The sequence below is a fragment of the Caballeronia sp. LZ028 genome, from assembly GCF_031451415.1.
Taxonomy (GTDB): Bacteria; Pseudomonadota; Gammaproteobacteria; order Burkholderiales; family Burkholderiaceae; genus Caballeronia; species Caballeronia zhejiangensis.
Genome location: NZ_JARUXN010000003.1, coordinates 22,216 through 44,580 on the forward strand (window position 1 = coordinate 22,216; position 22,365 = coordinate 44,580).

Here is a 22,365-nt window from a genome sequence, read left to right on the forward strand (position 1 = left end):
AACGCCGACATGTCTGACGCAGCCAAGCAGTCTCAACGAATCGCCATCGTCACCGGAGCGGGAAGCGGAATCGGCCGTGCGGCGGCGCTGGCCTTGCTCGGCGACGGCTGGTCGGTCGTGCTTGCCGGAAGACGTCCCGCGCCGCTCGACGCGGTGATCGGCGAATCGAATGCAGCGGAGCGCGCGCTCGCCGTGCCGACCGACGTCTCCGATCCGCAATCGGTCGAGAAGCTCTTCAAGGCGGCGGTCGAGCGCTTCGGCCGCGTCGATCTGCTGTTCAACAACGCTGGCGTGACGAATCCGCCGGGACCGTTCGAGGACTGGACGCCCGAGCAATGGAAGAACGTCGTCGATATCAATCTGAACGGCATGTTCTATTGCCTGCAGCAAGCATTCCGCACGATGAAGGCGCAAACGCCCACGGGCGGCCGCATCATCAATAACGGTTCGATTTCCGCGAGCGCGCCGCGCCCCAATTCGGCGGCCTACACGGCGACGAAGCACGCGGTGCAAGGTCTCACGAAGACCGCATCGCTCGATGGCCGCAAGTACGACATCGCGGTCGGTCAGATCGATGTCGGCAATGCTTTCACCGAGCTATCGGAGCGCATGTCGAAGGGCGTGCCGCAAGCGAACGGCGAGATCGCCATCGAACCGATGATGGACGTGAAGATCGTCGGCCAGTCGGTGCTCTACATGGCGAACCTGCCGCTCGAAGCCAACGTGCTGTTCCACACCGTGATGGCCACCAAGATGCCGTTCGTCGGCCGCGGCTGATTCTTCTTCTACGCGATCCGATACCAGACGCGAATGCCCGAGTACCAATGGCTCACGCTGGTATCGTCGCCGGCGCCGAACGTCGAGAGGCTCTCGACGTTCAGCACGTCGACGTCGTTCTCGGCAATCCACCTGTTCGCGCGCTCGACGAGCGCCGCGCCGTTCTCGTACACGTTGCCCTTGATGAGGTGATGCTGCACGATCTGTCGCTCGAAGTCTTCGTAAGCGATCTTCGCCATCCGCTGTCTCCTGATTTTCGTTCTGATGCGCCGATGTATCAGCGGCCGTTTATGTTGCGGCGCAGCGCTATCGCCGCATGACGCGTTCTGCCGATTCGAGCATCATATGGCCTGAGACACGCTCGTGCGAATCGGTGAATTCCGCGTGCGGGCGGCACGAGAACGCCAAGGAGCGCACGATGGACATGCGGCAACGCGAGCACATCGAGGCAGTCGTCGCGGCGACCACGCGGGCGGACGCGCTCGGTACGGCGCGAGCGCACGACGGCATCATTCAGTCTTCATGGCGGCGTTGCGTGCATCAGTACGGACTCGATCCGTCGCGCATGCAGGAAGCGCGCATCCTGCCGCAGACGCGCCTGCGCGAGCATCAGCAGCGCATCGACGACTTCGCGCGCATCGCGCGTCACGGTCTCGAAGCCTTGTACGAGCAGGTCGCGGGCATGGGTTATGTCGTGCTGCTCACCGATGCGCTCGGCGTGACCGTCGATTACATCGGCGATGCGAACACCGATTCCTCGCTGCGCCGCGCGGGTCTCTATCTCGGCGCGGAGTGGAGCGAAGCGGGCGCGGGCACCTGCGCGGTCGGCACCGCGCTCACGACGGGGCAGGCGCTCACCGTCCATCAGATCGATCATTTCGACGCCACGCACATTCCGCTCACGTGCACCGCCGCGCCGCTCTACGATTCGCGCGGCGCGCTTTCCGCGATCCTGGACATTTCCGCGCTCGTGTCGCCGCAAGCGCGCGACAGCCAGAATCTCGCGCTGCAACTCGTGCGGATTTACGCGGGGCACATCGAGAACGCGAATTTTCTGCGCACGCATCGGCAGGACTGGATTCTGAAGCTGAACACCGCGCCGGAATTCGTCGATGTGAACCCCGAATATCTGATCGCGCTCGATGCGAGCGGACGCATCGTCGGACACAATCGCCGCGCGCATACGATGCTCGCCGCCGAAATCGGCCGTCCGGTCGCGCCGGGAGAAAGGGCGACGTCGCTGATCGGCGTGCCGTTCGATACGCTTTTCGACGCGCGCATCGAAGAGCTGGGCCGCTTCGTCTATTCGCGCCCGAGCGAATTGCGCGCGGTGCCGCTCGCAAAATCCGGCGCGCTGCTTTATCTGAGCGTGATGCCGCCCGCGCCGTGCGTCACGCCGTCGACCAACGCGACTGCGGCGCGCAGCGTGGAAGTGCCCGCGCCGCTCGCCGCGCTGTGCGGTGGCGATGCCGCGCTCAGGCGTCAACTGGAACGCGCCGCGAAGCTCGTCGATTCGCCGATCAACCTGCTCGTCAATGGCGAAACCGGCAGCGGCAAGGAGTTTTTCGCGAAGGCGCTGCATCGCGCGAGCGCGCGGCGCGCGGGGCCGTTCGTCGCGGTGAATTGCGCGGCGATTCCGGAGACGCTCATCGAAAGCGAATTGTTCGGGCATCTGCCGAACAGCTTTTCGGGCGCGGGCGCGAAAGGCAAGCGCGGGCTCATTCAGGAAGCGGACGGCGGCACGCTCTTTCTCGATGAAATCGGCGACATGCCGCGCGAGTTGCAATCGCGGCTGCTGCGCGTACTGGCCGAAGGCGAAGTGCTCGCGATCGGCGCGTCGCGGCCCGTATCGGTCGATGTGCGCGTGATTTCCGCCACCCATCATTCGCTCGACGCGCTCATGCACGACGGACGCTTCCGCGAGGATCTCTACTATCGCCTGAACGGCGCGCGCTTCACGCTGCCGCCGCTGCGCGAACGAAGCGATCTCGACTGGCTCGTCGACAAGCTGCTCGAAGGCGCGGTCACGCTGACGCCGGCGGCGCGTGAACGGCTGCATCGGCATGAGTGGCCGGGCAATCTGCGCGAGCTTTGCAACGTGCTGCGCTATGCGCGCGCGGTGTGCGCGAACGGTTCGATCGATGTCGATGATCTGCCGGAAGGATTCGACGGCGCGCCGACGCCAGTCGAAGCCGAGCCGGCGCGCGCCGTCGTCGGGGATTTCGATCCGCATCGGCTGCCGCCCGAAGGCATGCTGCTGATGCAGTATCTGCGCGCGGCGAGCTGGAATCTGAGCGCGGTCGCGCGGCAGATCGGCGTGAGCCGCATGACGCTTTACCGGCGCATGGCGCGCTACGGCATCAAGTCGCCGAATCAGCGCGACGCGGGTCACTAACGCGCGATACGCCTGTACTCCCGCCGATACACCTGCCGCTGTGACACCTGTCACGGCGGCGCCCCGTACACCCTCCAAAGCGCCCGATTTCCGCGGGTAATCCCTCGCTTTTTCGCGCGCGAAAGCCGTCTTCAGATTGGCATGGCGCTTGCCTTTATCCGCCGCACAAAACACACAACGGAGACACTGGCATGCGTGACAGCGCGGCGCCGCTCGTCGGCATCATCGCCAATCCTGTTTCGGCGCGGGACATCCGGCGCGTCATCGCGAATGCGAACAGCCTGCAGCTCGCGGATCGCGTGAATATCGTGTTGCGGCTGCTGTCGTCGCTCGCGTCGTGCGGCGCTTCGCGCGTGCTGATGATGCCGGACCGCGAAGGTCTCAAGGTCATGCTCCAACGGCATCTTTCGCGCAAGCAAGGTCCGGACGCCGCGCTCGCTCACGTCGAATTCCTCGACATGCCCGTGACCGCGCGCGTCGACGACACGTTTCGCGCCGCGCGCATGATGCACGACGCCGGCGCCGATGCGCTCATCGTGCTCGGCGGCGACGGCACGCATCGCGCGGTCGTGCGCGAGTGCGGCCAGGTGCCGATCGCAGGCTTGTCGACGGGCACGAACAACGCCTATCCGGAAATGCGGGAGCCGACCATCTCCGGACTTGCGACGGGGCTCTACGCAACGGGCCGCGTCCCCGCGCGCCAAGCGCTCGCGTCGAACAAGTTGCTCGACATCGAAATTCGCGATGCGAAAGGCAGCGTGCGCCGCGACATCGCGCTCGTCGATGCCGTGATTTCGCACGAGCATTTCATCGGCGCGCGGGCGCTGTGGAAGATCGACACGCTCGCCGCCGTCTACGTCTCTTACGCCGATCCGCAGGCGATCGGCATGTCGGCGATCGCCGGTCTGCTCGAACCGCTCGGGCGGCACGACAAGGGCGGACTCGCGATCGAGCTCGGCAGACCAGGCGACTGCGAATTCGAACTGCACGCGCCGATCGCGCCCGGCCTCGTCGAACCCGTGCCGATCGCGAACTGGACGCGCCTCGCCGACGGCGTGCCGCATCGCGTGAAGCAGAAGAGCGGCATCGTCGCGCTCGACGGCGAACGCGAGCTCGCCTTCGGACCCGGCGACGAAGTGAGCGTCACGCTCAGGGAAAGCGCTTTTCGCAGCATCGATGTCGCCGCGTGCATGCGTTACGCGGCGGCGTCCGGGCTGATGCGTCAGTCCAGCAGCCACACCCGCTAGGCCAACCCACGGAAGACATCAAAGGAGACAGAGATGACAGCGACGCAACATGCGGGCGGCTTGCCGCTCTCCAAGGACGAACTGCTGAGCGCGTATCGCAAGATGCGCACGATCCGCGATTTCGAAGAGCGCCTGCACGTCGATTTCGGACGCGGCGACATTCCCGGTTTCGTGCACCTGTACGCGGGCGAGGAGGCGGCGGGCGTCGGCATCATGACGCATCTGAACGATGGCGACCGCATCGCGAGCACGCATCGTGGACATGGACACTGCATCGCGAAAGGCGTCGATCCGGTCGCGATGATGAAGGAGATCTACGGCAAGAAAGGCGGCTCGTGCAACGGCAAGGGCGGCTCGATGCATATCGCCGATCTGTCGAAAGGGATGATGGGCGCGAACGGCATTCTCGGCGCGGGCGCGCCGCTGATCTGCGGCGCGGCGCTCGCGGCGAAGTTTCGCGGCAAGGGCGAAGTCGGCATCACGTTCGCGGGCGATGGCGCGTCGAACCAGGGCACGTTTCTCGAAAGCCTGAATCTCGCGGCCGTGTGGAACCTGCCGGTGATCTTCGTGATCGAGAACAACGGCTATGCCGAATCGACCGCGCGCGACTACGGCACGGCCGTCGATAGCTACGTCGATCGCGCGGCGGGCTTCGGCATTCCGGGCGTGACCGTCGACGGCACCGATTTCTTCGCGGTGTACGAAGCGGCGGGCGAGGTCATCAAACGCGCGCGCGAAGGCGGCGGGCCGGCGCTGCTCGAATGCAAGATGATCCGCTTCTACGGTCACTTCGAAGGCGACGCGCAGACCTACCGCGCGCCCGGCGAAATCGACGATATCCGCTCGAACAAGGATTGCCTGAAGAAGTTCGCGGCTGCCGTCACGCAAGCCGACGTGATCTCCCCGGGAGAACTCGACGCGATCGACAAGGAGGTCGCCGCGCTGATCGACCGCGCGGTGCAGGAAGCGAAGGACGCGCCTTTGCCGACCGCCGCCGATCTGCTCACCGATGTCTACGTCAAATATTGATTCGAGGAGACAAACACCATGGCCCGCAAACTGAGCATGAAGATGGCGATCAACGAAGCCATCGATCAGGAAATGACGCGCGATCCGAGTGTGATCGTGCTGGGTGAGGACATCGTCGGCGGCGCAGGCGCGGACGGCGAGAAAGACGCGTGGGGCGGCGTGCTCGGCGTCACCAAAGGTCTGTACGCGAAGCACGGCGATCGCCTTCTGGATACGCCGCTCTCGGAATCGGCATACGTGGGCGCGGCGATCGGCGCGGCGGCGTGCGGCATGCGTCCGGTCGCGGAGCTGATGTTCATCGACTTCATGGGCGTGTGTTTCGACCAGATCTTCAATCAGGCGGCGAAGTTCCGCTACATGTTCGGCGGCAAGGCGGAAACGCCCGTCGTGATCCGCGCGATGGTCGGCGCGGGCTTTCGCGCGGCCGCGCAGCATAGCCAGATGCTGACCTCGCTGTTCACGCACATTCCGGGGCTGAAGGTCGTGTGCCCTTCGACGCCTTACGACACGAAGGGACTGCTGATTCAGGCGATCCGCGACAACGATCCGGTCATTTTCTGCGAGCACAAGAATCTCTACGGCTTCGAAGGCGAAGTGCCCGAGAACTCGTATGCGATTCCGTTCGGCGAAGCGAACGTCGTGCGCGACGGCAAGGACGTGTCGATCGTCACGTACGGCTTGATGGTGCATCGCGCGCTGGAGGCGGCCGCGACGCTCGCGAAGGAAGGCATCGAAGCGGAAGTCGTCGATCTGCGCACGCTGTCGCCGCTCGATCTCGATACGGTGCTGGAGACGGTCGAGAACACGGGCAGGCTCGTCGTCGTCGATGAGGCGAACCCGCGCTGCAATATCGCCACGGATATTTCCGCGCAGGTCGCGCAGCAGGCGTTCGGCGCGCTGAAAGCGGGCATCCAGATGGTCTGCGCACCGCATACGCCGGTGCCGTTCTCGCCGACGCTCGAAGATCTTTACATACCGAGCGCCGCGCAGATCGCCGACGCCGCACGAAAAACCATGAAGGGAGGAAAGTACTGATGGCCGCAATCACACCGATCGTGATGCCCAAATGGGGCTTGTCGATGAAGGAAGGCACGGTCAACGAATGGCTCGTGGAGGAGGGCACGGAGATTACCGTCGGCATGCCGATCCTCGATGTCGAAACCGACAAGATCGCCAACGCCGTCGAAGCGCCCGACGCGGGTTTGCTGCGTCGGCGGGTCGCGTCGGCGGGCGATACGCTGCCGGTCAAGGCGCTGCTCGGCGTGCTCGCGCCGTCCGACGTGAGCGACGCCGATATCGACGCGTACGTTTCGTCCTACGTCACGCCCGCCGAAGATGAGGAAGCGGGCGAGGAAGCGGCGGCGTATCACTTCGTCGATGTCGATGGCATCCGCGTGCGCTACGCCTCGCGCGGCGGCGACGATGCGAGCCGGCCCGCGGTGTTGTTCATCCACGGCTTCGGCGGCGATCTCGACAACTGGCTGTTCAACCTCGATGCGCTCGCCGAAAGGAACCGCGTATTCGCGCTGGATCTGCCGGGCCACGGACAATCGACGCCTAAAGTGCCTGGAACGTCTCTGGCAGCGCTGGCCGCGTTCGTCGGCAAGTTCATGGACGCCGTGGGTCTGGAAGCGGCGCATCTCGTCGGCCATTCGATGGGCGGCGGCATCGCGGCGCAGATGGCCGTCGACCAGCCGTCGCGCGTGCAGTCCGTGTCGCTCATATCGCCTGCCGGCTTCGGCGATGAAGTGAACAATGCGTACACCGAAGGCTTCGTCACGGCCGAATCGCGTCGCGAGCTGAAACCGGTGGTCGAACTGCTGTTCGCGAATCCCGAACTCGTCAGCCGCCAGATGCTCGACGATCTCCTGAAGTACAAGCGGCTCGACGGCGTCAGCGACGCGCTGACATCGCTCAACGGCGGCTTGTTCGCGGGCGGAAAGCAGAGCGCGCTGCCGGGCGGCAAGCTGGCTGCGTCGGGCAAGCCGGTGCTCGTGATCTGGGGCGAAAAGGACCAGATCATTCCCGCCGCGCACGCGAAGCATGCACCGGAAGGCGCGACCGTTCGCGTGTTCGACGACGCCGGGCACATGAGTCAGATGGAGAAGGCCAACGAAGTCAACGCGTTGTTGAAGGAGCACGTAGGCAAGGGCGGCTGATCGTCCGGCGCGCGCCGCGGCGGAGCAGGACACCGTCGCGGCGCGCCCGCGCGTTCTTGACTACCATGTCGGGATCGCGTCTGCGTCGGCGCGTCATTCCTTCGATGCCATGCCCTTCCAACTGATCGATCCCGCCGCGCTTTCCGGCGATCCGCACGATCCGCTGCAAGCCGAAGAAGCGCTCCTCGCGCGCGCGGCCGCGGGCGATGCCGTCGCGCATGTCTGGGACGCGCCTGCATCGCTCGTCGTGCCGCGCAGCTATCAGCGTTACGCGGCGCTCGCCGACGCGCGCGAGGCTTTTGCTGCGCGCGGCTGTCCCGTGTGGCTGCGTCTGTCCGGCGGCGGTCTCGTTCCGCAGGGTCCGGGCGTGCTCAATCTGAGCCTCGCGTATCCGGTGCGCGCGCCGATGGGCGCGCTGTCCGAAACCGTCTACGTGCATCTGTGCCGGATTCTCGCCGATGCGCTCAGCTCGCTCGGCGTGCTGACGCACTGGCAGGCGGTCGAAGGTTCTTTCTGCGACGGCCGCTTCAATCTCGCCTGGGGCCCCGGCGACGACGCCCGCAAGATCGCGGGCACGGCGCAGTACTGGCGGCGCGTGCCGCACGGCGACAAGGACCAGCCGCTCTATGCGGTGCTTGCGCACGCCGTCCTGCTCGTCGATGCCGATCCGATCGAAATCAACGAGCGCGCCAACGCCTTCGAAGCGATGATCGAAAGCGGACGCCGCTACGAAGAACTGCGGATCGTGACCGTTGCGCAGGCGCTCGCCTACGAATGCTTTTCGATGCCCGCCGACCTGCGCGAGCGCGTGCGCGCGACATTGATCGACCGCGTGAAGGATGCGTCGCCGCCGGAACAATAAAAACGCATCGAGGTGGCCATGCCGCTCAGAAGTGCTTCGAACGGGTTCTTCTTCGCGCTTTGGGTGGCCGTGGCGCAGGCGCTGCAATGGGCGATCACGCCGTTTTTCATCACGATTGCGTGGATGGCCGCGCGCGCGCCGTCGTGGATCGCGTGGCCGATTGCGGCGCTGTCGATCATCGTCGGTTTGCTGGTCGGCGTGATATTCGGCTGGAGCGCGCATGTGCTCGTGACGAGCGCGATTCCCACGATAGCCGTGCTGATCGCGGGATGTCTCATCGTGCGGGAACAGTGGGATGCGTTCACGTTCAGGCGCTGCGCCCGCGCGACCGGCGTGATCGCGCTCGCCTGGCTCGTGCTGACGGGCGCGCTGCAACTCGTGCTATGGCTCGCGCACATACAGGCGTTTCGCGTGTATGAGCGATCGGAGTTCTGGAGCGACTTGCGGTTTTATATCGGCTGGGTGACGGGCTTGCTCGTGGCACCGTCGTTCGTGCCCGATGCGCCGCTCGCCGCCGGCGGCGATGACCGGCGCGTGCGGCATTGACTCAGTCTGTCAGTAAGTTCCGGGCGGCGGCTGCCAGCCCGGCGGCGGCGGAGGCGGCGGAGGCGTGGTGGAATACGCGCCGCCGGACGGCTGAACCATGCGGGTCGAGCCGCGTACCGGCACTTTGTCGCCGGCGGCGTACATGCATTGCAGATACGCGTAGTCGTAGCGCTGCTGCACGTTGTAGCCCGATGCCTGCGATGCCCCGACGCCGAACGCGCTGCCGGTCAGAAGGCCCGCGCCCGCGCCGATGGCCGCTCCCGATCCGCCGCCGAAGGCCGCGCCCGCCGCCGCGCCGAGCGCGGTGCCGACGACCGCGCTGCCGACCGCGCTGTTGGTCGCCGCCTGATTGGCGTCCACGCCGCCGACCTGCTGAAGGGCAAACTGGCGGCAGGAGTTGTCATCGGCGCGGAACTGGTCGAACGTTTTGGTGCTGCCGGGTAGCGCCATCACACTGGGGCCGGTAGGCATCACGGTGCAGGCCGAAAGGCCCGTCACGCCGATTGCCGCCAGTAAAAGGCCAAGCCTCGAGTAGTTCATGGATTCTTGCGAATTCGCTTGGTTATCGGTTTTCAAAGTGCCGAACAGCATCAGTTCGATGGCGGCGGCGTCGCCGGAACCGGACGCCATGCGTTGGCGCATTGCTTCACGTACGGGTAATAGGCCTTCGCGGAGTCGCAGTAGTACCACATGCCTGGCTGCTGCGCGGGCGCGCCCGGATCGGCGGCGGGCTGACCCTGCTCGACGTATTGAACCGGCGCGGCAGGCTGAACGACGACGGGCGGCGGCGGATAGTAGTAATACGGCGCCGGCGCGACGGGATACGGGTAATACACGGGTCCGCCGACCCACACGCCGACGCGCGCCCAGGCGTACGCGTTGGCGGTCACGCCCGCGCTCGCGATCAGCGATAGCGCGATAAAAGCCTTCAGGCGATTCACGTCCTTCTCCAGAAAAAATGTTTGCGATGTCGATGGCACTAACGGAAATCCGACCTCCGCAGTTGACCTGACATAGCGCATCCTCGAACGCTATTCCCTTTGCCGGAGAATTTCAATTATGCGGAACGGCGCGTATTTTTCGGCGCGTTACCCGGTAACAAAGTGTCGTGAATTCACGCGCGCAGCACGGTGATTCCGGCGCGTTCGATCGGTTCGACGAGCTTCGCGTCGGCGGTTTCCTCGACGATGACCGTCTGAGCCAGATCGATCCCGCCGATCCTGTAGGCCGACGCCGCGTTGAGCTTCGCCGCCGACGCCAGCACGACGGTTTCCGCCGCGCGCGCCGCGAGCGCGCGCTTGACGTGCGCTTCCTCGAAATCGCCGGTGGTGAGGCCGGCCGTCGGATGTACGCCGGTGACGCCCATGAAATAGAGATCGGCGTGAATGTGCGACATGGCTTCGACGGCAGCGGCCCCGACCGTGACGATCGAATGCTTGTAGAGCTTGCCGCCGATCAGCACGACGTCGACCGAAGCGTGCTCCGCCAGCGCCACGGCGACGCTCGGACTATGCGTGACGATCGTCGCGGACAGATTCGCCGGCAACTGACGCACGAGCAGCGCGGACGTCGTGCCGCCGTCGATGATCGCGATCTGCCCCGGCGCGATCATGTCCGCCGCTTTCTTCGCGATGCGCCGCTTCGCCTCCGATTCCATGTCCTCGCGCCGCGCGAACGGCGCGATCGCGGGCGAAGCAGGCAGCGCGCCGCCGTGCACGCGTTGCAGCAGCCCTTCGGCCGCGAGTTCGCGCAGATCGCGCCGCACCGTGTCCTCGGAAATGCCGAAGCGTGCGCTTAGTTCGGCGGCGAGCACCTGGCCGTCGCGTTTGAGGGCATCGAGAATCGCTTTCTTGCGCTGACTGGTCAACATTGTTTGCACGAAATTTCTTGATATTGCACGAAACTGCACGCTACCATGAGTTCAACAACTTGTCGAACGGGTGAACCGATGGAAACGAGCGAGCGCGTCCGCATCCTCAAAACCGAAGTGCTGTCGGACGACTGGTACGTCCTCAGAAAAGTGACTTTCGATTTTCAGCGCCGCGATGGCGTCTGGCAGCGTCAGAGCCGCGAAACCTACGATCGCGGCAACGGCGCGACGATTCTGCTGCGCGATCGCAAGACCGGCAACGTGCTGCTGACGCGCCAGTTCCGCATGCCCGCGTTCGTCAACGGACACGACGGCATGCTGATCGAGTCGCCCGGCGGCCTGCTCGACGACGCCACGCCCGAAGAGCGCATTCGCGCGGAAGTCGAGGAGGAAACGGGCTATCGCGTGCATCGCGTCGAGAAGATCTTCGAGGCGTTCATGAGCCCGGGATCGGTCACGGAGAAGCTCTATTTCTACGTCGGCGATTACGACAGCTCGATGCGCGTTTCGGACGGCGGCGGCGTAGAGGAAGAGGGCGAGGAAATCGAGACGATCGAAGTCCCGCTGCAAACCGCCATGCAGATGATCGAGCGCGGCGAAATCATGGACGGCAAGACGATCATGCTGCTGCAATACGCCGCGCTCGCGGCGCGTTCAGGCGAGTAGCGACACCGTCTTCACCTGCGCCCACAGGCGCATGCCTTCGACGATGCCTAGCCGGTCCAGCGAATAACGCGTGACGCGCGCGAGCAGCGGCGAGCCGTCGACGTCGAGCCGCACCACGGCTTGCGACGGATGGGCGTCCTTCGCGATGCCGATCACCGTCGCGGGCAGCACGTTCAGCACGCTGCTGCGCTCGTGCTCGTGCGTGCCGGTGACGAGACTCACGTCGCGCGCCTTGATGGCGACGCGCATCGTCTTGCCGCAGGACAAAGGCGTATGCACGACGGCGAGCTTCGCGCGCGAGCCCGGCAGCGCGAGCGTGAGCAGGCCGTACTTGCTGTCGTATCCGTCGACGATTCCCTCGAACACGACCGATGCGTCGTCGGCCATTGCGAGCGGCAGATCGAGCCGCGCGAGCGTATCGGCGATCGGCCCGCTCGCAAGCGCACGGCCGCCTTCGAGCAGCACGAGATGATCCGCGAGACGCGCGACTTCTTCGGGCGCGTGGCTCACGTAGATCACGGGAATGTCGAGTTCATCGTGCAGGCGTTCGAGATACGGCAGGATTTCCTGCTTGCGTTTTTGATCGAGCGACGCGAGCGGTTCATCGAGCAAAAGCAGACGCGGACTCGTCAAGAGCGCCCGCGCGATGCCCACGCGTTGCCGTTCGCCGCCTGACAATCCGGCTGGCATGCGCTCCAGCAGATGCGCGATGCCGAGCAATTCCGCCGCCTGCGACAAATCCACGCGCCGCTCTGCCGGTTTCACGCGCTCCAGCCCGAAGCGCAGATTCTTCTTCACGCTCAAGTGCGGAAAGAGGCTCGCTTCCTGAAAGACGTAGCCGAGCGGGCGCTTGTGCGTCGGCAGAAAAATGCGGCGCTCGGTGTCGAGCCAGACTTCGCCGTTGACGACGAGCCGCCCGGCGCGCGGCCGCGCGAGTCCCGCGAGACAGCGCAGCAGCGTGGTTTTTCCGGAGCCGGAATGGCCGAAGATCGCGGTGACGCCGCGACCGGGCAGCGCGAGATCGATATCGAAGGCGAAACCCTCGTGCTCGACGAGAAAGCGCGCTTCGATGGCTTCGTCGGAACGGGTATGCGCGCGGTCGAGCATCACGCGTTGATAAGTGAGTTCAGACATGAGCCGTGACGGAACGTCGGCCAGAGTAGAGCAGCAGAAGAACGACGAACGAGAATATCACCATGCCGCCCGCGAGCCAGTGCGCCTGCGCGTATTCGAGCGCCTCGACGTGATCGAAGATCTGCACGGACACGACGCGCGTGCGCCCCGGAATATTGCCGCCGATCATCAGCACGACGCCGAATTCGCCGACGGTATGTGCGAAGCCGAGAATCGTCGCCGTGACGATGCCCGGCCGCGCGAGCGGCAGCGCCACCGTGAGAAACGTGTCCCACGGACCGGCGCGCAATGTCGCGGCGGCTTCGAGCGGACGGCGCCCGATCGCTTCGAACGCATTCTGCAGCGGCTGCACGACGAACGGCATCGAATAGATCACCGAGCCGACGACGAGCCCCGTGAACGTGAACGGCAGCAAGCCGATACCGAGCGCCTGCGTGATCTTGCCGACATAACCGTTCGGCCCCATCAGCACGAGCAGATAGAAGCCGATGACCGTCGGCGGCAGCACGAGCGGCAGCGCCACCACCGCGCCGACGACGCCCTTCAGTTTCGAACGCGTATGCGTGAGCCACCACGCGATCGGCGTGCCGACGACGAGCAGGAGCACCGTTGTCAGCGACGCGAGTTCGAGCGTCAGCGTAATAGCCTGGAGATCGGCGCTATCGAGCGGCATCGGCGAAATTAGAGTTGATAACCGTAGGACTTGATGACTTCGGCGGCCTTCGGACCCTTCAGGTACTCGATGAACTGCTTCGCGACCGGATTGTCCTTGCCCTTGTTCAGGATAACCGCGTCCTGCTTGATTGGCTCGTGCAGGTTCGCCGGCACGATCCACGCCGAGCCGCTCGTGACCTTGCCGTTCTTGTAGATCTGCGACAGCGCGACGAAGCCGAGCTCCGCGTTGCCGCTCGCGACGAACTGCTGCGTCTGTGAAATGTTCTGGCCTTCGACGACCTTGGGCTTGATTTCTGCTGCGAGGCCGAGCTTGTCGAGCGTCTGATAGCCGGCGAGACCGTACGGCGCGGCCTTCGGGTTCGCGATCGCGATGTGCTTGAACGCGTTCTTCTTCAGCACGTCGCCTTTATCGTCGACGTAGCCGTCTTTCGCGGACCACAGCGCGAGCGCGCCCGTCGCGTAGGTGAAGCGGCTGCCGGGCACGGTCGCGCCTTCGCTGTCGAGCTTGGCGGGCGTGGCGTCGTCGGCGGCGAGGAATACTTCGAACGGCGCGCCGTTCTTGATCTGCGCGTAGAACTGACCCGTCGCGCCGAACGATGCGACGACCTTGTTGCCGGTGTCTTTCTCGAAGTCGGCGGCGATCGCCTGCACGGGCGCCGTGAAGTTGGCCGCGACCGCGACCTGCACTTCGCCGGCCAGCGCGGATGCCGAAGCAATGCCCGCCGCGAGCGGAACGAACGCGCAAAGCAAAGCGCGCAGAATACGAGTCATCACGTAAAGCTCCTTGAACCGAGTTGAAATTCTGCTTATGGAACGACTTCAGGCGGCGCGTTGGAGGCCGCGAGCGTGTGGCCGTAGGGTCCGGCGAGCACCGTAATATATACGAGTATATTGCGTCGGTGCATGGGTTTCGGCGCGACTCGTCGGATGATTGTTTGATGGACTCATTGTGAGTGACACTCAAAGATATGAGTTGACCGTTTTCATGTTTTCCGATGAAACTTATCGCCGAAAGGTAAATTGCCAGCCACGATAAACTGAGCCGCGCTCAATTCGAGCGCGCAGGAGACGAAGCATGACCGATGCAAGGAATCTGCAACGCCTGAAGCTCGGCATCGAAGGCCACGTCGCGCGCGTGACGCTCGATCGCCCCGACGTGCGCAACGCCTTCGACGACGCGACCATCGTCGAGCTGACCGCCGCCTTCCGCGCGCTCGACGACGACGCCAACGTGCGCGTCATCGTGCTTGCCGCGAACGGTCCGGCATTCTGCGCGGGCGCCGACCTCAACTGGATGAAGCGCATGGCGGGCTATTCGGAAGCGGAAAATCGCGCCGATGCGCTCGGTCTCGCCACCATGCTCAACACGATTTACGCCTGCTCGAAGCCGGTCATCGCGCGTGTGCAGGGCGACGCCTACGCGGGCGGCATGGGACTCGTCGCCGTGTGCGATATCGCGGTCGCGGCGGACACGGCGCACTTCTGTCTCTCCGAAGCGAAGCTCGGCCTGATGCCCGCGACGATCGCGCCGTACGTGATCCGCGCGATGGGCGCGCGCGCGGCGCATCGCTATTTCGTGACGGCCGAGCGCTTCGATGCCGCCGAAGCGCTGCGTCTCGGTTTCGTGCACGAAGCCGTCGCCGCCGATCAGCTCGATGCGCGCGTCGAAGCGATCGCCGCGAGCATCGCCGCGAACAGTCCGAACGCCGTGCGCGAATGCAAGAAGCTCGTCGCGGATTTCGCGGGCAAGGAGATCGACGAATCGTCGATCGGCGAGACGGCGGAGCGCATCGCGCGCATCCGCGCATCGGACGAGGGGCGCGAAGGCGTGCGCAGCTTCCTCGAGAAGCGCAAGCCGTCCTGGCTCGTTTGAAGCACCGGAGGAATCGACGTGATTACGCTGCATCACTGCGTGAGCGCGCGCTCGTTCCGGCCGCTGTGGGCGCTGGAAGAAATCGGCGTGCCGTATGAACTGAAGATGCTGCCGTTTCCGCCGCGCGTGTTCGCGCGCGGTTTCAAGGACGTGAATCCGCTCGGCACGATTCCGGCGCTCACCGACGATGCGGACGACGCGCTTTTCATGACCGAATCGTCGGCGATCTGCCAGTATCTGGCGGCGCGCTATTCGCCGGGCGCGCTCGATGTCGCGCCGCACGAGGCCGATTTCGGCCGTTATCTCAACTTCGTGCATTTCGGCGAAGCGACGCTCACGTTTCCGCAGACGCTCGTGCTTCGCTACGCGCATCTGGAGCCGCCGGAGCGGCTGCAGCCGCAGATCGTCGAGGATTACGCGCGGTGGTTCCACGCGCGTCTGCGCACGCTCGCGCCGCTGCTCGACGCGCAGCCGTATCTGTGCGCGGGGCGTTTCACGGCGGCGGACATTTCCGTCGGCTACGCGCTGATGCTCGCGGAATTGCTGGGGCAGAGCGCGCACTTCGCGCCATCGATCGCGGAATACTGGCGGCGTCTGCGCGAACGCGAAGGCTTCGTCCGCGCGCTCGAGGCGCAGGAAGCCGCGGCGCTCGCGCAAGGCGTATCGACGACGGCGTCGCCACTGCTGCGTCCCTAGTTACCCTCCTTCACGTCCCCCCGTCCGTAGGGCTGTGCGAAGCGCCGCGCAGCCGTACTCTTCACATCACGCGCTGACGTTCACGCGCGCCGATTCAGAGAGTCTTACTTGACGAGGTTGGCGATGATCGTTCTTTCCTGGTTCCTGTCGGTTGTCCTTGCGCTGCTCGCGACGGCCACCATTGCGATGGCGCTGCCGACATCCCCCGCGGACGAACTGAACGCCACCGCGCCGCAATCGATTTTCAGCATCGAGATCAATCGCTTCGACGCGGTGCTCGCGTCGTGCATGCCGAATGCCGACTGAAGACGACGACGACGACGGCGGCGCGCGCGGGGCGCGTCGTTGGGCGGCGGAAGTAAGTGTTGTCGAATCAATGCGTTGCAGCAAAATCTGAAACGATATCCACAGGCTTGTGCCCAGTTTCTGTGGACAACATAAAGCATCGAGGCCGAAGAGCCTGGGAAGATAACCCCAAGCCAGGCGCCACGGGCGCGTCAGGAGACCAACCGACGCAGCAGCAGAATCCGCCGATAATGACGGTTCCACGACAACCGGCGTCGAACCAGGAACCGCATGACCGCCAATCTTCCCAACGTCTGGGACGACGATTACCGGCGCTGGCTCGCCGAACTGAAACTGCGTGTCGAGCGCGCGCGCCAGCGGGCGGCGGCCAGCGCGAACCGGGAGCTCGTCACGCTGTATTGGCAGATCGGCCGCGATATTCTCGATCGTCAGCGGCGACAGGGCTGGGGCGCGGGCGTCATCGATCAGCTCGCGCGCGATCTGAAATCGGCGTTTCCCGACATGCGCGGCTTTTCACCGCGCAATCTGAAATACATGCGCGCGCTCGCGCAGGCGTGGCCGGACGAGGCATTCGTGCAGCAGCCTGCTGCACAATTGCCGTGGTTCCATCTCTGCACGCTGCTCGACAAGCTCAAGAATCAGGACGATCGAAGCTGGTACGCGGCGAAGGCGCTGGAGCACGGCTGGTCGCGCCAGATTCTCGTGATGCAGATCGAAACCGCCGCGCACACGCGCAGCGGCAGCGCGGTCACCAATTTCGACGAGCGCCTGCCGCCGCCGCAATCCGATCTGGCGCGCGACGCGCTCAAGGATCCATACATCTTCGATTTCCTCGGACTCGCCGAAAACGCGCAGGAACGCGATATCGAACAGGCGCTCACGCAGCACATCACACGCTTTCTGCTGGAGCTGGGCGCAGGCTTCGCGTTCGTCGGACGGCAGTATCGGCTGGATGTGGGCGGCGACGAGTTCTTCATCGATCTGCTGTTCTATCACCTGAAGCTGCGCTGCTACGTGGTGGTCGAACTGAAGACGACGCCGTTCAAGCCCGAATACGCCGGCCAGCTCAATTTCTACCTCTCCGCTGTCGATGCGCAACTGAAGGCGCCCGACGATCAGCCGACGATCGGGCTTTTGCTGTGCAAGGAGAAGAACCGGCTGGTCGCCGAATATGCACTGCGCGGCGTCGCGAAGCCGATGGGCGTCGCCGAATATCAGCTGCTGCGTGAAGTTCCGGCATCGCTAGAGACGACCCTGCCTTCGATCGACCAGATCGAGGCCGAATTGCGCGGCGACATGCCGGACGAGCGGTGAAGCGGCCAGAAAATTAGGCCAAAAAAAAGCCCGCTTCAGTTGAGCGGGCTTGAATCCACATCGGTTGAGACATGGAGGAGACAGGTGTTAGTATAAACCCTTAAGCCGCCACGTCAACACCTAAAACAAAAAAAATCGCAATCGGTAATCGACCGCAGCAAATTTGCAACACATCGGCGGCGGTCACTGCTTGCCGAGGCTGTGATAGTAGGCGGCCAGATTGGCGACGTCCGCGTCGGACAAGGTTTTCGCCATCATCGACATCATTTCGTTCTTGCGCTCGCCCGTGCGGAAATCGTTGAGCGCCTTCACGAGATATTCCTCCGTCTGCCCGGCGAGATTGGGCGCTTCCGGCAGTTTCGACATTCCGTCGATGCCGTGACAGGCCGCGCACGCCGTCGCCTTCGCGCGCCCGGCTTTGATGTCGCCGGCGGCGAACGACGCGGAAGCGCCCGCCGCCAGAACGCCCGCGAGCACCGCCGCCGTCAGCGCGACCCTCATTTGGCCCCCGAATACGAAATGCGATAGATCGCGCCCGCGTAGTCATCGGAGACGAGCATCGAGCCGTCTTGCAGCATCTGCACGTCGGCGGGACGGCCCATGTACTCACCGCTGCTCGTCAGCCAGCCTTCCGCGAAGACTTCCGCCTCGCCTGCGGTGCCGTCGTCCTTGATCGGCGTGAACATGATGCGCGCGCCGATCGGCTTCGTGCGGTTCCACGAGCCGTGCTCCGCAACGAAGATGCCGCCCTGATACTTCTGCGGGAACATCTTCCCGTTGTAGAACGACATGCCGAGATCGGCGGCATGCGCGGCGAACTCGACCTGCGGAAACACGAGACCCGCCGGCGGATTCTGGTCCTTGTATTCCACCGTTCGCACCTTGCCGCCGCCGTACCACGGAAAGCCGAAGTTCTCGCCGCCCTTGGTCGCGCGATTCAGCTCGCCCGGCGGGGTGTCGTCGCCCATGCCGTCGACCTGGTTATCGGTGAACCAGAGCGTCCTGTCCTTCGGATTGAAATCGAGACCGACCGAATTGCGCACGCCGTGCGCGTAGACTTCGCGGTTCTTGCCGTCCTGATCCAGACGGATGATGCCCGCGAGCCCATTCCTGTCGAGTTCGGCGAGCTTGTCTTTCGGCGGCACGTTCCACGGCTGGCCGAGCGCGATGTACAGCTTCTTGTCCGGCCCGACGCGGCAGTAGCGCGCGCCGTGATTGAAGCTTTCGAACTGCGTCGGGATCAGCTTGCCCGGCGGGACGACGACCGCCGCGGCGACATCCGGTCCGCCTTCGCCGAAGAACTGCGCCGCCGGGAAGCCGAGCACGCGGTTCTGCTCGACCACGTAGAGCACGCCGTCCGGCGAGAAGCAGACGCCATTGGGCACCTTGAACGTCACCGACGACGCGAACTGCACGACATCGCTCGCTACGCGTTGCTTGGTCCGGTCAGTCACCTGCCACACGCGATTTTTGCGGCTGCCGACGAACACGACGCCCGTCGAAGGCTCGATCGTCATCGCGCGGGCCTCGGGCACGACGGCGTATAGCTCGATTTTGAAGCCGGGCGGCAATTTGATCTGCTCGAGATTCTTGCGCAGCGCATCGGCCGTCTGGCCAGCTTGCGGAATGGTTTCCGGCGGTGCGGCATTGCCCGTCTGCCGGAAATTCGAAAGCGCGTTGATGTTGTCCTGCGCGGCGTTCGCGTGCGGCACGCAGGCGATCATCGCGCCGACGGCCAACGGCAAAAGCTTGAACGTTGCGTTCATCCGGTTTGTCTCCTGTTGTTGTTAATAACCGGAGCGGACGTTTCGGTGGCGCCGTCCGGTTCCATGCAAAGCAAAAGGTGCTCTCGGAATTGCACTGAACAAAACACGGCCACTTCCGCCGACGCGCGCATCGCACGACGCTTCGGCAATGAAAACAATCTTAGGATAGAAATCGCTTAAGTAAGCAGCGGATGACTAAGTTTCGCTGCGGCGCGGGGTTGCATGCGGCATCTATTTCCGGCCGTCGAAGAGAAAGACGTCGGTGCGGTCCGGGCTCGGCAACGCGACGAGTAGACGCGCGCCGTCGAGCACCGCGTGACCGGTCACGGTCGTATCGGGAAGCGGGCAGGGCGCGGGGCCGAAGGTCACGGAGACGTCGTAGGCGTTCGCGCCTTGGTGCGGCGCCGTCGTGCCTTTGAAGATGCAGCCGGATGTCGTCGTGCCGGCGAGATAGCCGTCGCCCGCGACCGTGATGCGCGTCTGCGTCGTTCCGCCGAGCGACATGCCGCGTCCGCTGTACAGGCCGCCCGCGTTGGCGCGGCTCGGCGCGATGTCGAGCATCGGCGCGGCGTTGGCGGAAAACGCGAGCCCCGCGCCGCCGTCCTTGTTCGCGACAGTTCCGTAGACGGCGGGCGCGCGCGCGAAGTTCACGCTGAAAACGGCCGCCGACGCAGGCGCCTTGCCCACGCGATAGTCGAATGCGGCGTCGCTGATGAAGCGGCCATCGCCCGATTGCTTGCCGTTCTTCGCGACCGCGACGCCCGCGAGTCCCGCGCCGCCCGCGCTTGCGTAGAAGAGATAGGCGGTGCCGTCGAAAAGCATGAGAAGCGTGGCTTGCGCCGTGCTGCCCGTGAGCGAGCCTTTGTAGACGCCGCCCGAAGGTAGCGTCGTCGTAACGGCGCCGGGCGGCGGCGCGGAGTTGGAACCGCCGGTGGAACATGCAGCGAGAGCGATGGCGCAAACCACGAAGGGAATTGCGTTTCTTGTCATTCTGCACTCCGGTCGCGAGCGATGAGAGTCCTGTATAAGCGCTTCAATCATGCAGGTGAAGCGCGTCGCGCCGGCTCATTCAGCGCTCATTCAGCCTATTTACGATGCTTTGCATGGCAACGCGATACGCGAAACGCGAGCCGAAACCAACAAGACATCGTCCGATCTGAGGAGCAAGAACATGAACAAGTCGACTATCGCGGTCTGCGCTTTGGCCGTCGCCTGCACGGTGGGCATGAGCGGTTGCGCATCGATGGGAAGTTCCGCCGACATCTACGACAGCATGCAGACGCAACACGAGGAAACGGTGCGTATGGCGACCGTCGAAAGCGTGCGCGGCGTGACGATCGAGAACAACGACGGCCATCCGGCTCCGTTCGGCGCAATCGGTGGCGGCCTGCTCGGCGCGGTGGCGGGCAGCGCGGTCGGAGAAGGACACGGCTCGCTGCTCGCCGGCGTGATCGGCAGCATTGCGGGCGCGGTCGCGGGCGATCAAATTCAGGACCATCTCGAACGGCAGAAGGGAATCGAAATCACCGTGCGTCTCGACAACGGCGATTTGCGCGCGATCACCCAGGCCGCCGATGGCCAGATGTTCTACGCCGGCCAGCGCGTGCGTTTGCTGTCGAGCGGCGGCATCACGCGCGTGACGGCGTGATCGTGTGAAGGAAGTGTGAACGTGCAGAATGAGCGGATCGTGAGGTGCGTTCGGATGGGAAGCAATCGGCGGATCATCGTGTTCGGCGCGTTCGACCGGCATAACTTCGGCGACATGTTGTTCGCGCATGTCGTCGCGGCCTTGCTCGCTGAACGCCGTCCGAACGTCGAACCGATATTCGCCGGATGCGCGCGGCGCGAACTGCGCGCGCACGGCGGCCACGGCGTCGCCGCGCTTTCGCAACTGGCCGCGCGCTGGCGCGACGAGCCCGTCGTGCTGATCCACGCGGGCGGCGAGTTGCTGACGTGCGACGCGTGGGAAGCCGCCGTGATGCTGAAGCATCCCGACGAAGCGCAAGCCTGCATCCCCCGATACGAGTCGCGCGCGGCGGATCGCAACGCGTGGGCGCGCGCCGAACTCGGCATGGACGCGCTCGCGCCGTACGTCATCGGCCGCGAGATGTTTCCGCGAGCGGCGTCGATTTCCTTCGATGCGATCGGCGGCGCGACGCTCGACGCCCGCGATGCCGCGTTTCGGGCCGAAGTGCTGGCCAAGCTCCGTTCAGCCGATGACATCAGCGTCCGAGACACGCACACGCAAGCCTTCCTGAAGCGCGCGGGAATCGACGCGCGCCTCGTCCCCGATCCGGCATCGATGGTCGCCGAGCTTTTCGACGCGCGCATCCGGACGCGCGCCGGCGCATGCCGCGCGTTCCCGCACGCTTATCTGGCCGTCCAGTTCAGCGCGGATTTCGGCGACGACGCGACGCTCGCGCAAATCGCGCATCAACTGGATCTGATCGGCGCATCGACGGGACTGGGCATCGCGCTGTTTCGCGCGGGCGCGGCGCCGTGGCACGACGACATCGCGGTCTACGAGCGCATGGCGGCGCGTATGCGCCATCCGTCGGTGACGATCTTCGATTCGCTCGACGTCTGGGACATCTGCGCGCTGATCGCGAAAAGCGACGGTTACGCGGGCAGCAGCCTGCATGGCCGGATCGTCGCGATGGCGTACGGCTTGCCGCGCGTGAATATCGCGCACACGGACGCGGCCAAGCAGCGCGCGTACGCCTCGACGTGGGAGATCGCGGGCGCGCCGGGTGTGGTGAGCATCGCCGAATTGCACCCCGCCATGCACGAAGCGCGGGCGATGGATCGCGCGGCGCTTCGCGAGACGGCATCGGCGCTCGCGAAGGCGCATCGGGCGGGATTCGAGCGTGTCGCGCGATCGGCGCTCGGGCCATGAAGACGCGAAATCCGGATACGACCTGACGGCCGCCGAAAGCGGCGCGAAGGCTTCCGGAAAGGCGAGATCGGCGCTGGCTGAATAACGCGCCCGGATGCTTCGGGCCGATGCGGGCGAAGGTAGGATGACGGCTTTCGTTCACGCGCCGCAGGTC

General features: G+C 64.9%; 25 protein-coding genes. 15 read left to right on the forward strand and 10 right to left on the reverse strand.

The features are described 5' to 3' along the window. Nucleotides 1–9 precede the first annotated feature (9 nt). A complete protein-coding gene (locus QCE58_RS17655) occupies nt 10–777 on the forward strand; it encodes an SDR family oxidoreductase (protein ID WP_008347148.1) in 768 nt (255 codons plus the stop codon). 8 nt (nt 778–785) lie between these two features. Here QCE58_RS17655 and QCE58_RS17660 read toward each other — a convergent pair whose 3' ends face one another. Further along, nucleotides 786–1,016 carry a hypothetical protein gene (locus QCE58_RS17660; RefSeq protein WP_008347150.1) on the reverse strand — a complete coding sequence of 77 codons (231 nt, stop codon included), beginning with the start codon at nt 1,014–1,016 and terminating at the stop codon, nt 786–788. 179 nt (nt 1,017–1,195) lie between these two features. On the opposite strand from QCE58_RS17660, the gene QCE58_RS17665 reads away from it, so the two are divergent. The 7 genes from QCE58_RS17665 (at nt 1,196) to QCE58_RS17695 (ending at nt 9,015) form a co-directional block, all read left to right on the forward strand. Continuing rightward, on the forward strand, nt 1,196–3,172 hold the full coding sequence (locus QCE58_RS17665) for a sigma-54-dependent Fis family transcriptional regulator (RefSeq protein WP_250522117.1): 1,977 nt from the start codon (nt 1,196–1,198) through the stop codon (nt 3,170–3,172). A gap of 191 nt (nt 3,173–3,363) precedes the next feature. Further along, nucleotides 3,364–4,419, forward strand: coding sequence for an ATP-NAD kinase family protein (locus tag QCE58_RS17670; protein ID WP_008347154.1), 1,056 nt, complete (start codon nt 3,364–3,366; stop codon nt 4,417–4,419). A gap of 33 nt (nt 4,420–4,452) precedes the next feature. Then, a complete protein-coding gene (locus tag QCE58_RS17675; protein ID WP_008347155.1) occupies nt 4,453–5,448 on the forward strand; it encodes a thiamine pyrophosphate-dependent dehydrogenase E1 component subunit alpha in 996 nt (331 codons plus the stop codon). A gap of 18 nt (nt 5,449–5,466) precedes the next feature. Next, a complete protein-coding gene (locus tag QCE58_RS17680; RefSeq protein WP_250522118.1) occupies nt 5,467–6,483 on the forward strand; it encodes an alpha-ketoacid dehydrogenase subunit beta in 1,017 nt (338 codons plus the stop codon). Continuing rightward, complete coding sequence (locus QCE58_RS17685) at nt 6,483–7,607, forward strand: acetoin dehydrogenase dihydrolipoyllysine-residue acetyltransferase subunit (RefSeq protein WP_008347159.1); 1,125 nt, start codon at nt 6,483–6,485, stop codon at nt 7,605–7,607. Before QCE58_RS17680 ends, QCE58_RS17685 begins: the two co-directional genes overlap by 1 nt. A gap of 109 nt (nt 7,608–7,716) precedes the next feature. Beyond that, entirely contained in the window at nt 7,717–8,469 is a 753-nt protein-coding gene (locus tag QCE58_RS17690) for a lipoyl protein ligase domain-containing protein (protein ID WP_250458098.1), read from the forward strand. A gap of 18 nt (nt 8,470–8,487) precedes the next feature. Next, entirely contained in the window at nt 8,488–9,015 is a 528-nt protein-coding gene (locus QCE58_RS17695; protein ID WP_250522119.1) for a hypothetical protein, read from the forward strand. Nucleotides 9,016–9,024: 9 nt separating this feature from the next. On the opposite strand, the gene QCE58_RS17700 is transcribed toward QCE58_RS17695, so the two are convergent. The 3 genes from QCE58_RS17700 to QCE58_RS17710 all read right to left on the reverse strand — a co-directional run bounded on the left by QCE58_RS17700 (nt 9,025) and on the right by QCE58_RS17710 (nt 10,885). Then, the gene (locus QCE58_RS17700) at nt 9,025–9,555 is read right to left on the reverse strand and encodes a YMGG-like glycine zipper-containing protein (protein ID WP_033535907.1); all 531 of its coding nucleotides are present in this window, start codon (nt 9,553–9,555) and stop codon (nt 9,025–9,027) included. 50 nt (nt 9,556–9,605) lie between these two features. Then, nucleotides 9,606–9,956: a hypothetical protein gene (locus QCE58_RS17705; RefSeq protein WP_033535906.1), complete on the reverse strand. Its 351-nt coding sequence runs from the start codon at nt 9,954–9,956 to the stop codon at nt 9,606–9,608. A gap of 173 nt (nt 9,957–10,129) precedes the next feature. After that, nucleotides 10,130–10,885, reverse strand: coding sequence for a DeoR/GlpR family DNA-binding transcription regulator (locus QCE58_RS17710; protein WP_008347169.1), 756 nt, complete (start codon nt 10,883–10,885; stop codon nt 10,130–10,132). A gap of 78 nt (nt 10,886–10,963) precedes the next feature. On the opposite strand from QCE58_RS17710, the gene QCE58_RS17715 reads away from it, so the two are divergent. Beyond that, complete coding sequence (locus QCE58_RS17715) at nt 10,964–11,551, forward strand: NUDIX domain-containing protein (protein ID WP_175982083.1); 588 nt, start codon at nt 10,964–10,966, stop codon at nt 11,549–11,551. On the opposite strand, the gene modC is transcribed toward QCE58_RS17715, so the two are convergent. The 3 genes from modC to modA are packed head-to-tail and all read right to left on the reverse strand — an operon-like array spanning nt 11,540 to nt 14,131. Beyond that, nucleotides 11,540–12,658: a molybdenum ABC transporter ATP-binding protein gene (modC, locus tag QCE58_RS17720; protein ID WP_250441201.1), complete on the reverse strand. Its 1,119-nt coding sequence runs from the start codon at nt 12,656–12,658 to the stop codon at nt 11,540–11,542. The two genes, QCE58_RS17715 and modC, sit on opposite strands and share 12 nt — an antisense overlap. A 19-nt stretch (nt 12,659–12,677) precedes the next feature. Next, nucleotides 12,678–13,358 (reverse strand): molybdate ABC transporter permease subunit, encoded by a 681-nt coding sequence (modB, locus tag QCE58_RS17725; RefSeq protein WP_175982081.1) that lies wholly within the window; start codon nt 13,356–13,358, stop codon nt 12,678–12,680. An 8-nt stretch (nt 13,359–13,366) separates the two neighbouring features. Continuing rightward, the gene (modA, locus tag QCE58_RS17730) at nt 13,367–14,131 is read right to left on the reverse strand and encodes a molybdate ABC transporter substrate-binding protein (protein ID WP_250522183.1); all 765 of its coding nucleotides are present in this window, start codon (nt 14,129–14,131) and stop codon (nt 13,367–13,369) included. A gap of 304 nt (nt 14,132–14,435) precedes the next feature. On the opposite strand from modA, the gene QCE58_RS17735 reads away from it, so the two are divergent. The 4 genes from QCE58_RS17735 (at nt 14,436) to QCE58_RS17750 (ending at nt 17,549) form a co-directional block, all read left to right on the forward strand. Next, entirely contained in the window at nt 14,436–15,233 is a 798-nt protein-coding gene (locus QCE58_RS17735) for an enoyl-CoA hydratase/isomerase family protein (RefSeq protein ID WP_250522120.1), read from the forward strand. A gap of 18 nt (nt 15,234–15,251) precedes the next feature. Further along, nucleotides 15,252–15,929: a glutathione S-transferase family protein gene (locus tag QCE58_RS17740; protein ID WP_008347180.1), complete on the forward strand. Its 678-nt coding sequence runs from the start codon at nt 15,252–15,254 to the stop codon at nt 15,927–15,929. A 123-nt stretch (nt 15,930–16,052) separates the two neighbouring features. Beyond that, a complete protein-coding gene (locus QCE58_RS17745; protein ID WP_250522121.1) occupies nt 16,053–16,235 on the forward strand; it encodes a hypothetical protein in 183 nt (60 codons plus the stop codon). A 270-nt stretch (nt 16,236–16,505) separates the two neighbouring features. Next, the gene (locus tag QCE58_RS17750) at nt 16,506–17,549 is read left to right on the forward strand and encodes a YhcG family protein (RefSeq protein WP_250522122.1); all 1,044 of its coding nucleotides are present in this window, start codon (nt 16,506–16,508) and stop codon (nt 17,547–17,549) included. A gap of 183 nt (nt 17,550–17,732) precedes the next feature. Here the strand turns inward: QCE58_RS17750 and QCE58_RS17755 are convergent, their stop codons facing one another. The 3 genes from QCE58_RS17755 to QCE58_RS17765 all read right to left on the reverse strand — a co-directional run bounded on the left by QCE58_RS17755 (nt 17,733) and on the right by QCE58_RS17765 (nt 20,305). Then, the gene (locus tag QCE58_RS17755; protein WP_008347185.1) at nt 17,733–18,050 is read right to left on the reverse strand and encodes a cytochrome c; all 318 of its coding nucleotides are present in this window, start codon (nt 18,048–18,050) and stop codon (nt 17,733–17,735) included. Beyond that, nucleotides 18,047–19,315, reverse strand: coding sequence for a sorbosone dehydrogenase family protein (locus QCE58_RS17760; protein WP_250522123.1), 1,269 nt, complete (start codon nt 19,313–19,315; stop codon nt 18,047–18,049). Before QCE58_RS17760 ends, QCE58_RS17755 begins: the two co-directional genes overlap by 4 nt. Nucleotides 19,316–19,546: 231 nt before the next feature. Continuing rightward, nucleotides 19,547–20,305: a hypothetical protein gene (locus tag QCE58_RS17765; RefSeq protein ID WP_250522124.1), complete on the reverse strand. Its 759-nt coding sequence runs from the start codon at nt 20,303–20,305 to the stop codon at nt 19,547–19,549. A 181-nt stretch (nt 20,306–20,486) separates the two neighbouring features. Between QCE58_RS17765 and QCE58_RS17770 the strand changes: the two genes are divergently transcribed. Together QCE58_RS17770 and QCE58_RS17775 are read left to right on the forward strand one after the other, a co-directional pair. Further along, complete coding sequence (locus tag QCE58_RS17770) at nt 20,487–20,963, forward strand: glycine zipper 2TM domain-containing protein (RefSeq protein WP_250522125.1); 477 nt, start codon at nt 20,487–20,489, stop codon at nt 20,961–20,963. Between the two features lie 54 nt (nt 20,964–21,017). After that, nucleotides 21,018–22,211, forward strand: a complete 1,194-nt coding sequence (locus tag QCE58_RS17775; protein WP_250522126.1) for a polysaccharide pyruvyl transferase family protein — start codon at nt 21,018–21,020, stop codon at nt 22,209–22,211. The last annotated feature ends 154 nt before the right edge of the window (nt 22,212–22,365 follow it).

Excerpts from the sequence above, each read along its gene's own strand:
- modC (WP_250441201.1), bottom strand. The coding sequence starts at position 12,658 with ATGCTCGACCGCGCGCATACCCGTTCCGACGAAGCCATCGAAGCGCGC.
- QCE58_RS17695 (WP_250522119.1), top strand. The coding sequence starts at position 8,488 with ATGCCGCTCAGAAGTGCTTCGAACGGGTTCTTCTTCGCGCTTTGGGTG.
- QCE58_RS17655 (WP_008347148.1), top strand. The coding sequence starts at position 10 with ATGTCTGACGCAGCCAAGCAGTCTCAACGAATCGCCATCGTCACCGGA.
- QCE58_RS17775 (WP_250522126.1), top strand. The coding sequence starts at position 21,018 with ATGGGAAGCAATCGGCGGATCATCGTGTTCGGCGCGTTCGACCGGCAT.
- QCE58_RS17760 (WP_250522123.1), bottom strand. The coding sequence starts at position 19,315 with ATGAACGCAACGTTCAAGCTTTTGCCGTTGGCCGTCGGCGCGATGATC.
- QCE58_RS17770 (WP_250522125.1), top strand. The coding sequence starts at position 20,487 with ATGAACAAGTCGACTATCGCGGTCTGCGCTTTGGCCGTCGCCTGCACG.
- QCE58_RS17675 (WP_008347155.1), top strand. The coding sequence starts at position 4,453 with ATGACAGCGACGCAACATGCGGGCGGCTTGCCGCTCTCCAAGGACGAA.
- QCE58_RS17765 (WP_250522124.1), bottom strand. The coding sequence starts at position 20,305 with ATGACAAGAAACGCAATTCCCTTCGTGGTTTGCGCCATCGCTCTCGCT.
- modB (WP_175982081.1), bottom strand. The coding sequence starts at position 13,358 with ATGCCGCTCGATAGCGCCGATCTCCAGGCTATTACGCTGACGCTCGAA.
- QCE58_RS17665 (WP_250522117.1), top strand. The coding sequence starts at position 1,196 with ATGGACATGCGGCAACGCGAGCACATCGAGGCAGTCGTCGCGGCGACC.
- QCE58_RS17715 (WP_175982083.1), top strand. The coding sequence starts at position 10,964 with ATGGAAACGAGCGAGCGCGTCCGCATCCTCAAAACCGAAGTGCTGTCG.
- QCE58_RS17745 (WP_250522121.1), top strand. The coding sequence starts at position 16,053 with ATGATCGTTCTTTCCTGGTTCCTGTCGGTTGTCCTTGCGCTGCTCGCG.
- QCE58_RS17750 (WP_250522122.1), top strand. The coding sequence starts at position 16,506 with ATGACCGCCAATCTTCCCAACGTCTGGGACGACGATTACCGGCGCTGG.
- QCE58_RS17700 (WP_033535907.1), bottom strand. The coding sequence starts at position 9,555 with ATGAACTACTCGAGGCTTGGCCTTTTACTGGCGGCAATCGGCGTGACG.
- QCE58_RS17660 (WP_008347150.1), bottom strand. The coding sequence starts at position 1,016 with ATGGCGAAGATCGCTTACGAAGACTTCGAGCGACAGATCGTGCAGCAT.
- QCE58_RS17670 (WP_008347154.1), top strand. The coding sequence starts at position 3,364 with ATGCGTGACAGCGCGGCGCCGCTCGTCGGCATCATCGCCAATCCTGTT.
- QCE58_RS17710 (WP_008347169.1), bottom strand. The coding sequence starts at position 10,885 with ATGTTGACCAGTCAGCGCAAGAAAGCGATTCTCGATGCCCTCAAACGC.
- QCE58_RS17680 (WP_250522118.1), top strand. The coding sequence starts at position 5,467 with ATGGCCCGCAAACTGAGCATGAAGATGGCGATCAACGAAGCCATCGAT.
- QCE58_RS17735 (WP_250522120.1), top strand. The coding sequence starts at position 14,436 with ATGACCGATGCAAGGAATCTGCAACGCCTGAAGCTCGGCATCGAAGGC.
- QCE58_RS17755 (WP_008347185.1), bottom strand. The coding sequence starts at position 18,050 with ATGAGGGTCGCGCTGACGGCGGCGGTGCTCGCGGGCGTTCTGGCGGCG.
- QCE58_RS17690 (WP_250458098.1), top strand. The coding sequence starts at position 7,717 with ATGCCCTTCCAACTGATCGATCCCGCCGCGCTTTCCGGCGATCCGCAC.
- modA (WP_250522183.1), bottom strand. The coding sequence starts at position 14,131 with ATGACTCGTATTCTGCGCGCTTTGCTTTGCGCGTTCGTTCCGCTCGCG.
- QCE58_RS17685 (WP_008347159.1), top strand. The coding sequence starts at position 6,483 with ATGGCCGCAATCACACCGATCGTGATGCCCAAATGGGGCTTGTCGATG.